The sequence below is a fragment of the Flavobacteriales bacterium genome (assembly GCA_025210295.1).
Taxonomy (GTDB): Bacteria; Bacteroidota; Bacteroidia; order Flavobacteriales_D; family Parvicellaceae; genus S010-51.
Genome location: JAOASC010000015.1, coordinates 156,737 through 167,982 on the forward strand (window position 1 = coordinate 156,737; position 11,246 = coordinate 167,982).

Sequence of the window (11,246 nt, forward strand, 5' to 3'; positions counted from 1 at the left end):
TAACAATTTTTAACCCATTGTTTTTCATTATTCTGTTCTAAAATAGTACATTCGCAAAATAAAATTCAAGTAAAAAGTGAGGACAACTGGTAAAATAAAGACAACTGAAGTTTCTACGGTATTAGGAATGTCTTTATTGCTATTCTTATTAGGACTTTTAGCTTATGTATTGGCTATCACTAATTCAGCAGCTAAAGAAATCAAACAGCAGTTGGTTGTTGATGTCTATTTTAGAGATGATGCTCGAGAGATTGATGTTAGAAAACTTGAAAAAGAATTATTATCCATGCCAGCTGTAATTGCGGCAAACTATATTTCAAAGGATTCGGCCAAGGCAATTCTTATGGAACAACAGGGAGAAGATGTTTTTGAAATTATAGATGGTGTAAATCCTTTAAAACAGCTGATTGTTGTTAATCTTGGTACAGCTTATGTCAACAAAGACTCTGCTGCTGTTTTTAAAGAAACTTTATTGGCTAAAAACGAATACATTATTGATGAAGTATTTTATAATCAAGCCCACTTTTTAGAAATTGGACAATCGTTTAATAAGCTGAAAATCTTCTTATTAATCGCTGCACTTTTACTACTAATCATAGCAATATTGTTGATTAACAACACTATTCGATTAGCGGTATTTTCTAAACGTTTTTTAATTCGTACGATGCAATTAGTAGGAGCTAAATCTTCCTTTATAAGGAGACCATTTTTACGTTCCTCAATTATTCAAGGGATTATTTCTGCTTTTATAGGTATTTTATTACTGCTTGGAGCAGGATATTTACTTGCTGAGTTCAATCCACAATCCATAGAAAGTATTACGGCATCTGTAGCTATTTTTGACCAAGAAATGCTTCTAATAGGCTATATTTTTGGAGGAATGATTATATCAGGTATTCTTATCAGTTATATTTCTACATTTTTTGCTTTAAATAAATATCTTTGGATAAAAACCGATAAACTTTTTTAAATAACATAGACCATGTCGAATAACAGACTAGCAATTCCAGTAGAGAATTACAAATACATATTAATTGGATTAATTATAACCGTAATCGGCTTCTTCTTAATGGAAGGTGGCGGTTCTGAAGATGTCAATGTCTTTATTGAAGAGGAACTGTTCTCTTTTAGAAGAATAACCCTAGCTCCTTTTGTGGTGATGACAGGCTTTGGTATTGTATTATATGCTATTCTAAAGCGTCCTAAGCAGAGTGAACCTACTTCAAATTCTACTGAAGAATAATTATACTGAATGGATACTTTATCAGCGATTATCCTTGGTATTATACAAGGTTTAACAGAGTTTTTACCCGTAAGTAGTAGTGGACACCTGGAATTAGCTAAAGCTTTTTTAGGAAGTGATGCTATTCCCAAAGAAAGTATGTTGATGACTGTTGTTCTGCACTTTGCAACAGCTTTAAGTACGGTGGTTATTTTTAGAAAGGATCTTTTTCAAATCTTTAAAGGATTATTAGCTTTTAAATGGAATGAAGAGTTTCAATTTTCAATTAAGATTGTTATTTCTATGATACCAGCAGCTATTGTTGGTGTGCTATTTGACGACATCATCGAATCTTTTTTTAATGGACAGATACTATTGGTTGGGGTTATGCTAATCTTAACTGGAGGCTTACTATTCTTAGCCGATAGAGCTAAAAACACGAATAAAGACGTTTCATACATAGGAGCTTTAATCATTGGAATTTCGCAAGCTATAGCAATTCTTCCAGGAATATCTAGATCTGGAGCTACGATATCTACATCTGTATTAATGGGGATTGATAGAGAAAAAGCAGCTCGTTTTTCTTTTTTAATGGTTGTTCCGCTAATTTTTGGGAAAATAGCTAAAGATGTTTTAAGTGATGATTTTACCCTTTCCAATGTGAATACTTCGGCATTAGGTATTGGTTTTGTTGCTGCATTTATCACTGGATTATTTGCTTGTACTTGGATGATTTCTCTTGTAAAGAAGAGTAAATTAGCTTATTTCTCATTCTACTGTTTTATAGCGGGTATTACAGCTATTATTTGGCAATTTAACGCATAGTTTATGGCATCTAAAATCTATAATTTTAGAAAAGGAGAAATCCTATTAGTAAACAAACCTTTAGAATGGACGTCTTTTGATGTAGTCAATAAATTAAGATACCCACTTAAAAAGAAATACAATATCAAACGCTTAAAAGTTGGTCATGCAGGAACTTTGGACCCTTTAGCGACGGGATTGTTGGTAATTTGTACAGGAAGGAAAACCAAAGAGATTACTTCTTTTATCAATGATGTTAAGGTTTACACTGGAATTATTCAATTGGGGGCTACTACTCCATCTTATGACTTAGAAACGGCTATTGACAACACTTTTGAAACGGCCCATATTACGCAAGCTTTAATTGATGAAATTAAACTTCAATTTTTAGGTGAGCAAGATCAAGTTCCTCCTATATTTTCTGCTAAAAAGGTTAACGGTAAAAGAGCGTATAATGCCGCTAGGAAAGGAGAGAATATTGAGCTAAAACCCAATAAGATTACAATTTTTGAATTGGAATTAGCCTTAAAAGAGAACCATGAAATTCATTTCTATGTTAAAAGCTCTAAAGGCACCTATATTCGTTCTCTAGCACGCGATATAGGTAAAGCACTAAATTCCGGTGGGCACTTGACTAAACTCCATAGAGAAGCTTCTGGAGCATTTGACATTCAAAATGCACAAAGTATTGAGTATTGGCAAAAAGAAATCAATGAATGTGAAGTAGGTGATTTGGAGTTGTGATGTTAAATTAAATTTATTCCTTTAATTTAAAACCATAGAAAGCACATCTATTTCTTGAAAACATTTTTACATCTCCTTTTTTATTGAGAAGTTCTACAGCCTTTAGCCATTGTTCGTGAGTAATAGAGGTTGTTGAATTTAAACTTCTATAGTGATTATAAGACCAGTAAATATCAATTTCTTCAATATCTAAAAACTCTTCTACATCAATATAACGAGCTATAAAATCAAATTCAACAATTTCATTTTCACATTCTATTCGAATGCCAAAACCGTGTCTTAAAAATCTTGTTATACCAACATCATTAAAAGATCCTGACCTTGGAATTCCATTATGATTCGGATTTTGTATTACCCAATTATCAACAGATAAATTATATAATTTCCAAAGTTTTTGAGTTCTTAAAAGATACGCTCTTAAATGCACTTTTACTAAGTCATCTAAAGAATTAAACTCCATATTAACCCCAATAGATCTCTAGAATACTTTGTTTTGATTACTTAGAAATAATCTCAAACAACTCATCTAAGTTAGGAATCAAAATCACTTCAATTCTTCTGTTCTTAGCTTTATCATTTGGATCAACTGGTAAATATTGACTTCGTCCAGCTGCTGAGATTGTTGCAGGGTTGATACTCGAATTTCCTAACATAATTTCTACAACACTTGTTGCTCTCAACACACTTAATTCCCAGTTGTTCTTAGGGTGTGTAGAAGCGTTCATTTTATCAGTATCAGTATGTCCTTCTACCAATACTTCTAAATCTTGTTGGTCTTGTAAAACTTTCGCTAAAGAAATTAGAGCAGACTTTCCTTCTGTATTAATTTTAGTACTTCCAGATGGGAACAGTAACTTTGCTTCCATACTAACATATACTCTTCCATTTTTTTGTTCTACAGTTAGTCCTTTGTCTTTGAAACCTAATAACGCTGCAGCTACTTTATCTTTTAATGCATTTACGGCTGCATCTTTACTCGCTATTAAATCTTCTAATTCTTTAACACGTTGTTCTCTACTCTTTAAGTCAGCAGATAGTTGATTTAAAGTAGCTTCTTTTTTGTTTAATTGAGCCTCTAAAAGCTTTAATTCTTTTTCCAATCGGTTTAATTCATCTTCTTTACGTTGCAACTCAAGACGTGTTGCATTTAAATCATTCATCAAACGTTGATTTTCAATTGTACTTCCGCGTTGTAAATCTTCTAATTGTTTTTGAATTCTCATATTCAGGGCATCAATTTTATCATATTGACGCTCTTTCATTCTTAAAGATTTACCTAAAAGGGTCGTATCAGACTTTAGTCTACCAACACTTTTATCGAGCACATCTATCTTAGATTTTAACTCAGCATTTTCGGTTTCATAACCTAAGTTTTGGGCCTTTACACTCTTTAATTCATCAGAACAAGCAGCCTCTTTCTTTTCTAATTCTTCAAATTTTCTTGCAGGTACACAAGCAGTAATTGTAGCTAAAGAAACTGCTACTAAAACGGTTAATTTATTCATTCTTTAAATTTAAATTTTCGAAGTAAAAAATACATTTGATAAATCACGATAGTCCATTGCATTAATAGGAAGCCCTACTACATTTTCTTTAACTAGTCTTACATAGTCGGCATAATACAACGGTAAAAAGGCCGCATCTTCTATTAATATTTTATCACATTCTTGGTATAATCGAACTCTTTCTTTCTCATCTGCGGTTTGCATTGCTTTTTCAAATAAAGCATCAAATTCAGGATTAACATATCTTGCAGAATTTACCATAGAAAAGGCATGAGGATCCTTTGGTACTGTTCTTCCGTAATACATTTCTAAAAATGTTGAAGCATCTGGATAATCGGCAACCCACCCTCTTCTTGAGAATTCCATTGAACCTGTTCTCATCTTATCTTGTATTGTGGTAAATGGTATCACATCTATGTTTACATGGATTCCTAAGTTCTTTTGGAACATATTATATAAAGCCTCAGCTACTCGGGTATTAATCCCTCCCCCATCACTTAATGTTAATGTTAAACTAGGAAAACCATCTCCATTAGGATAACCAGCTTCAGCTAACAACTGTCTTGCTTTTTCTGGATTAAACTTATAGCCATTAACAACAGAGTTGTCATAACCTGGGAAATTTGGAATTACACCATGATGTGCAGGTTCTCCGTCTCCTCTTAGAACATTTTGTACTAAACTTTTTCTATCGATAGCATAACAAAAAGCCTTACGAATTCGAATATCTTTAAAAATTTCCCCTGTATGCAAAAAGTCATAATTTTGAACATTTAATGCTGCTGTTTGTTGGTAAACAAAAGCAGTATTTCGACCTTTTATTGCTTCATCTAATCCTACCAATACTGCTTCCATTTCATCTACAGGAAGTTTTGAAATCATATCTAAATTGTCTTTCTTAAAGTTTAGTAACTCTGATTTTTTATCTCTAGTAAAAGTCACTTTAACTAAATCTAGATATGGTAATTGATTTCCATACTTATCTTTTCTCCAATAGTTAGGGTTTCTTTTTAAACGAACCTGATTCCCTTCTTTTACAGCGTCTAACATAAAAGGTCCTGTTCCTACGGTATGATTTCTTAAATCTTCACCATATTTTTCAAAAGCTTCTTTAGGAAAAATCCAACAAGCATTGTGTACTAAAACCTTAGGAAAGAAAGACATTGGTTTTACCAAACTAATTTCCAAAGTATAATCATCAACTACTTTAATTCCTTCTACACCACCAGGAACTTTTTTCCCTTGGCTTGTCTTTTCATAATGCTCATTAACTCCTTTGACTTTATTTTGAAAGATATAAAATGTGTTGTTTTGAGGATATGCAGTTCCCAATAAATCGTAACAGTACTTGATATCATGAGCTGTTAACTTTCTTCCTTTCCCATCCTTAAAACATGCATCATCATGGAAGTATACATTCTCTTCCAATTTAAACGTCCATACCGAAGCATCTTCATTTGGTGTAAAACTCTTAGCTAAACAAGGCAATACGTCTAATGTCTTCTCGTCTAATTTGACTAAACTTTCGAAAATTTGATTGCCAATATGAACACTAACCTCATCATTTATCCCTTGTGGAAATAGCGTTTTAAAAGTTGAAGATTCATTCATTCTAAAAAGCCCTCCATATTGAATTTGAATATCTTCTCCATGTTGTTTTACAGTTCCTTGCGCAACTCTATTTTCAACCTTTTGGATTTTTTTTTCAGCTTTTTCACCTCCACAATTTACAAGCAGGAATATACTACAAACCCAACCTATATACTTTACCGTCAACTTCATATAGAATAAATTTTGCCTAATAGTAACAAATATACAAGAAAATACCACATTTAATAAAATAACTAAAAAAAATAGCCTGATTTCAATTAAAATCAGGCTATTAAATCTATTTTTCAGTTTACTCAGTGCTTATGCATCATCCTTTCCTTTTTCTCCAAAATTAAACAATAATGAAAAACGGATGGTATTGGCAATTGGGCTTTGTTGAGTTAAAGCCACTAAATACGATAAATCCAATTGGAAAACTTGAAAACGAACTCCAGCTCCCATTGATACAAACTGACGGTTTCCTTTTGTTGGTGCTTCATAAAAATAACCTGCTCTAACAGCAAAAACGTTATTGTATAAATACTCCCCACCAGCAGAGATGTTGATTTCAGATAATTCTTCTTTAAATCGACTTCCCTTTTCAACTTCTACTGTTGTCCCATTATCATCTGTAATTACAATTCCTGGAGCATCAGAAAAAGAACCAAAAATACCAGAGGCTACTCCAACATCGTTACTTCTTCCAGAAAACACAATTGGATTTCCTTCGATATCATAATCTACTAATCCATTAGTTGTTTTATAAACAGGTGCTGTTGGCACTAATAATTTATTCGCATCTAATGCTACAGTAAACTTATTAAAATCATCTATTTCAACATTTAAAGCAGTTCCTAACCTAAGGTTAGTAGGAATAAAATCTCTATCAGCACCATCTGTATATGCCATTTTAGCTCCAATATTCGAAACGTTTAATCCGGCAGCCAAAGTAGCTTTACGTTCTTTAATTTCAAATTCATTGGATTGATAATATCCTGAAACATCTGCTGCAACCGATTGTCCTGCCTTAGTATTTGCTCCTTGAACTGAAGTTCCTCCAGTTAAATTAGAATTCACATATCTTGCTGCTAAACCTACCGAAAAGTTTTCACTTAGTTTTCTAGCATAAGCACCGTCAATAGCGAACTCGCTAGGATTAAAATCTCTAATTGTTCCCCCTGTTTGATCTGTAAAAGTGATGTTTCCAAGAGAAAAATATCTTAAAGACCCACTCACTGAAGAAAAGTCATCAATCTTTTTATAACCTGTAACATAAGCTAAATTGATGTCATTAACTAACCTTCTCAACCAAGGAGAATAAGACATTGAAAACCCTGCATCTTTTTCAATAAAAGCTAACTTAGACGGATTCCAATGTATTGAATTTGCATCAGGGCTAATTGCAACTCCTACATCTCCCATTGCACCAGACCTAGAATCAGGCGTTATCAATAAAAACGGTACTGCAGTTGTAATGGTATTAATTTGTTTCCCTGCTAATTGCTGAGATGACAATTGAGCATTTACAACCGAACTTGAAGCTAAAACACCTCCTGCGAGCAATGTGGTTATTTTGGTTTTAATGTTCATCATTTAATAATATGTGAAAAACAAATATACGTAAAACCTCTTTCTTTTATTGTCTATCAACATCTTTTTTTTGTATTTCCTTTTAAAAGTGAATATCTAGCAAAGTTTTTTTTACTTTTGAAAACAGAAGTTCTTATCAATCCTTTTATTCAATAGAAATTACTGTTTTTAGGGCTATTGGTGTTAATTTTTAGAAACATAGCTAGGCTATTGCTTCTGATAAAACACCTCCATAAATCTTAAGAATAGCTTAATTTCATTTGTATAGGTTTAAGAAGCACTTCACTAAACAGAGAACTTAATATAATTACACATGTCTATACCACAATTAAAACCTTTAAAATTTAATCGTAAAACATTAACTGATGAAGAGTTGATCAACTTTTATCATTCCTTAATATTACCAAGATTAATAGAAGAAAAAATGTTGATTCTATTGAGGCAAGGAAAAATTTCTAAATGGTTTTCTGGGATTGGGCAAGAAGCAATTTCGGTAGGGTGTGGATTGGCAATGCAAGAAGATGAATTTATGCTTCCTATGCATAGAAATCTAGGTGTTTTTACAACAAGAAAGCTGCCTTTAGAACGCTTATTCATGCAATTTCAAGGAAAAGAAAATGGTTTTACCAAAGGTCATGATCGTTCTTTCCATTTTGGAACAAAGGAACATCATATTGTTGGAATGATTTCTCACCTAGGGCCCCAACTTGGAATTGCTGATGGTATAGCATTGGCTAACAAATTAAAAGAGAATAAAAAGGTAACGATTGTTTTTACTGGTGATGGAGGAGCTAGTGAAGGTGATTTTCACGAAGCATTGAATGTTGCCGCTGTATGGGATTTACCTGTGATTTTTGTTGTTGAAAATAATCAATGGGGATTATCGACTCCATCTAAGGAACAATTTAGGTGTAAACAATTTATCGATAAGGGAATTGGCTACGGAATGGATACTGTTCAAGTAGATGGGAATAACATTGTTGACGTTTATGAAACCATTCGTAAGGCTAGAACCTCTATTTTGAAAAATCCTAGACCTATTCTTGTTGAATGTATGTCTTTTAGAATGCGTGGACATGAAGAAGCTTCAGGAACTAAATATTACCCTGATGGAATTCAAGATGCTTGGGCAGTAAAAGATCCTGTTGATAATTTTGAACGTTTTTTAATCGATGATGGTGTATTAACACAAGAAGCCATTGATCAAATTAAAGCTGAGATTAAAGCCAAAATTAATTCGAAATGGAAAGAAGCAGACAATGCTCCAGAAATTCAAGCTGATACGCAAAGAGAATACAACTACCTTTTTAAAGCTTTTGATAATAAAACAATTGCACCATTAACTGATAACAAAACCGAAAAACGTTTTATCGATGCTATTTCTGATGGATTACGTCAATCTATGGAAAGGCATTCCAACAGTGTAATTATGGGGCAAGATATCGCTGAATATGGAGGGGTTTTTAAAGTAACTGATGGGTTTGTTGAACAATTTGGGAAAGAGCGTGTTCGCAATACACCTATTTGTGAATCGGCCATTGTTGGTGCTGCACTTGGTTTGTCTATCAATGGATATAAGGGTATTATGGAGATGCAATTTGCCGACTTTGTTACTGTTGGGTTTAATCAAATTGTCAATAATCTAGCTAAATTGCATTATCGTTGGCAAGAAAACGCAGATGTTGTGATACGTATGCCTACTGGTGCTGGTGTTGGTGCAGGTCCATTTCACTCTCAAAGTAACGAGGCTTGGTTTTTCCATACACCAGGATTAAAAATTGTTTACCCTGCTTTCCCTGGCGATGCAAAAGGACTTTTGGCTGCTGCTATAGAAGACCCTAACCCTGTGATGGTATTTGAACATAAAGCATTGTATCGAAGTAAAAGTGAACCTGTTTATGATGATTTTTATACGACAGAAATCGGAAAAGCGAATATCTTAAGAAGTGGTAGTGATGTAAGCATTATCACCTATGGAATGGGGGTTCATTGGGCTTTAGAAACCTTGGATGAAAATCCGGATATTAATGCCGATTTAATTGATTTAAGAACATTATTACCTTTGGATACAGCTGCTATTTTTGATTCTGTTAAAAAAACAGGCAAAGCAATTATTCTACATGAAGATTGTTTAACTGGGGGAATTGGAGGTGAAATTTTAGCGTTAATCAATGAAAATTGTTTTGAACACCTGGATGCGCCTATATTTAGAAGTGCTAGTTTAGATACTCCAGTACCTTTTGCTCCTGCTCTAGAAGCGGACTTCTTACCTAAAAGTCGTTTTAAAGAACAACTGAAAACATTAATTAATTATTGATTTATGAAACATTTCACATTGTTTACGTTCTTATTGATTGCTCCTTTTTTATATGGACAAAATGATACAGATGCCGAAGGGGGAAATCTCTTTTTTGGATTAAACCTTGGTGGTTTCCAATCGAATAACAAAACTGCTGTCATCTATAATGGTAATGTGACTACTTATGGTGTAAATTATTTTTTTCAAAATCAATTTATTCAACCTGAATTAGACCTTTATTTTAAATACGACTATAGAATTGAAAGTTTTGCCGACCCTTCCTTAATGCGTTACCGACCAGCATTTAATATCGGGGGACACGGAGGTATTAGATTGAGCGAAAATGCATCTATTTATGCGGATGTAAACATCTTAAAGTTAAACGTTGAAGATTTTTTTACTGTTGCTATTAACAACCCTAATGATCCGACAGTTATTGGGGAAACTTATGAGCAGATTCCAATCTTTGGAGAAGAAAGTAGAACAAACATTAATCTAGGTATTCAATCTAACTTTTATAACGAAAATGGGATTACAGCTTATTTTAATCTATTTGGGAATGTCAACAATACTAGACTAGAAAAAAACTATTTTGTAATTAACAATAAGGTCTACACAATTGTTCACAATGCTATTGCTAATGGGAGTAATAATGGTCAGGTAAATTTACAACAAACTGTTCCTCCAGGGGGAGTTGGTTATGGTGGAGGTGCTGGATTGGGCGCTAAATATAAGTTTAACGAAAAAATTACGTTTGATGTTAACTATTATGCCATTTACACAAGAACAAACATGAACGTTGATTTAAGACCATTTGGATTAAATCATGCGCTTATAGCCCGTATTATTTGGGGATAATATTTATAGTTTTAAATGCTTTATTTTGGGGCAATAACTTGCCTATTTCACATACAAACATATATACGAAAGATGATCTTTTGTTAAGTGATAACCTACTGTATATAGTAAAATATTGGTTTTAGGTACCAATGGATCTAAAGCAAAAACCTTTCCAACCTTGGGTCATGCATTCTAAATCTAGAATTTACACTATTCCCTTTCCCTTTGATTTCGTTATCAATCTCTTGACTATGAAATCCATAACGATAATTCTCTCCCCCATGTCGCCCAGATTTTAACATTCCAAAACTATAGAAATCCGAATACGACTTAACATCTGCAATATACTGTGCTCCATGTTGATAAGCTACATCTACGATCTTAGGATTATAAATCCGTGCTCCTGATTGGTAGAATGTAAAATCTGCCATCATATTGGCTGGGTTGGTTTCTTCTACTTCTCTTAAGAGTTCACTGTTTCGGTAATAACGGATTTTATTGCCAACTCGCATGACTCGACAAAGGTCTAAACAATGCCTATCTCTAATTCAATATTTCAAACTCAATACAAACCACGTTTGGCTTGTATTTTTAAAAGTAACATTTCTATTTTTCACATACAACATTATATACGAAAGATTACCTTTTGTTA

At 33.2% G+C, this 11,246-nt stretch carries 11 protein-coding genes; 6 read left to right on the plus strand and 5 right to left on the minus strand.

Translation table 11 applies throughout. From position 1 onward, the window contains the following. The first annotated feature begins 76 nt into the window (after positions 1–76). Genes N4A35_02550 through truB form a run of 4 tightly spaced genes read left to right on the plus strand, consistent with a single transcriptional unit; the run spans position 77 to position 2,770 of the window. A complete protein-coding gene (locus N4A35_02550) occupies positions 77–970 on the plus strand; it encodes a permease-like cell division protein FtsX (protein MCT4580271.1) in 894 nt (297 codons plus the stop codon). A 12-nt stretch (positions 971–982) separates the two neighbouring features. Beyond that, a complete protein-coding gene (locus N4A35_02555; protein MCT4580272.1) occupies positions 983–1,243 on the plus strand; it encodes a DUF3098 domain-containing protein in 261 nt (86 codons plus the stop codon). Between the two features lie 9 nt (positions 1,244–1,252). Then, on the plus strand, positions 1,253–2,047 hold the full coding sequence (locus N4A35_02560; protein ID MCT4580273.1) for an undecaprenyl-diphosphate phosphatase: 795 nt from the start codon (positions 1,253–1,255) through the stop codon (positions 2,045–2,047). Between the two features lie 3 nt (positions 2,048–2,050). Beyond that, positions 2,051–2,770 (plus strand): tRNA pseudouridine(55) synthase TruB, encoded by a 720-nt coding sequence (gene truB, locus N4A35_02565; GenBank protein ID MCT4580274.1) that lies wholly within the window; start codon positions 2,051–2,053, stop codon positions 2,768–2,770. Positions 2,771–2,783: 13 nt separating this feature from the next. Here truB and N4A35_02570 read toward each other — a convergent pair whose 3' ends face one another. The 4 genes from N4A35_02570 to porV form a co-directional block, all read right to left on the minus strand. Further along, a complete protein-coding gene (locus N4A35_02570; GenBank protein ID MCT4580275.1) occupies positions 2,784–3,230 on the minus strand; it encodes a hypothetical protein in 447 nt (148 codons plus the stop codon). 37 nt (positions 3,231–3,267) lie between these two features. Then, positions 3,268–4,275 (minus strand): OmpA family protein, encoded by a 1,008-nt coding sequence (locus N4A35_02575; GenBank protein ID MCT4580276.1) that lies wholly within the window; start codon positions 4,273–4,275, stop codon positions 3,268–3,270. Positions 4,276–4,284: 9 nt separating this feature from the next. Then, entirely contained in the window at positions 4,285–6,057 is a 1,773-nt protein-coding gene (locus tag N4A35_02580; protein ID MCT4580277.1) for an ABC transporter substrate-binding protein, read from the minus strand. Between the two features lie 129 nt (positions 6,058–6,186). Beyond that, positions 6,187–7,458: a type IX secretion system outer membrane channel protein PorV gene (porV, locus tag N4A35_02585; protein MCT4580278.1), complete on the minus strand. Its 1,272-nt coding sequence runs from the start codon at positions 7,456–7,458 to the stop codon at positions 6,187–6,189. A gap of 310 nt (positions 7,459–7,768) precedes the next feature. Between porV and N4A35_02590 the strand changes: the two genes are divergently transcribed. Together N4A35_02590 and N4A35_02595 are read left to right on the plus strand one after the other, a co-directional pair. Then, entirely contained in the window at positions 7,769–9,772 is a 2,004-nt protein-coding gene (locus N4A35_02590) for a dehydrogenase E1 component subunit alpha/beta (protein ID MCT4580279.1), read from the plus strand. Positions 9,773–9,775: 3 nt separating this feature from the next. Further along, on the plus strand, positions 9,776–10,612 hold the full coding sequence (locus N4A35_02595) for a hypothetical protein (GenBank protein ID MCT4580280.1): 837 nt from the start codon (positions 9,776–9,778) through the stop codon (positions 10,610–10,612). 137 nt (positions 10,613–10,749) lie between these two features. Here N4A35_02595 and N4A35_02600 read toward each other — a convergent pair whose 3' ends face one another. Beyond that, complete coding sequence (locus N4A35_02600; protein ID MCT4580281.1) at positions 10,750–11,106, minus strand: hypothetical protein; 357 nt, start codon at positions 11,104–11,106, stop codon at positions 10,750–10,752. Between the last annotated feature and the right edge of the window lie 140 nt (positions 11,107–11,246).

Excerpts from the sequence above, each read along its gene's own strand:
- N4A35_02595 (MCT4580280.1), top strand. The coding sequence starts at position 9,776 with ATGAAACATTTCACATTGTTTACGTTCTTATTGATTGCTCCTTTTTTA.
- N4A35_02570 (MCT4580275.1), bottom strand. The coding sequence starts at position 3,230 with ATGGAGTTTAATTCTTTAGATGACTTAGTAAAAGTGCATTTAAGAGCG.
- truB (MCT4580274.1), top strand. The coding sequence starts at position 2,051 with ATGGCATCTAAAATCTATAATTTTAGAAAAGGAGAAATCCTATTAGTA.
- N4A35_02580 (MCT4580277.1), bottom strand. The coding sequence starts at position 6,057 with ATGAAGTTGACGGTAAAGTATATAGGTTGGGTTTGTAGTATATTCCTG.
- porV (MCT4580278.1), bottom strand. The coding sequence starts at position 7,458 with ATGATGAACATTAAAACCAAAATAACCACATTGCTCGCAGGAGGTGTT.
- N4A35_02560 (MCT4580273.1), top strand. The coding sequence starts at position 1,253 with ATGGATACTTTATCAGCGATTATCCTTGGTATTATACAAGGTTTAACA.
- N4A35_02600 (MCT4580281.1), bottom strand. The coding sequence starts at position 11,106 with ATGCGAGTTGGCAATAAAATCCGTTATTACCGAAACAGTGAACTCTTA.
- N4A35_02555 (MCT4580272.1), top strand. The coding sequence starts at position 983 with ATGTCGAATAACAGACTAGCAATTCCAGTAGAGAATTACAAATACATA.
- N4A35_02590 (MCT4580279.1), top strand. The coding sequence starts at position 7,769 with ATGTCTATACCACAATTAAAACCTTTAAAATTTAATCGTAAAACATTA.
- N4A35_02575 (MCT4580276.1), bottom strand. The coding sequence starts at position 4,275 with ATGAATAAATTAACCGTTTTAGTAGCAGTTTCTTTAGCTACAATTACT.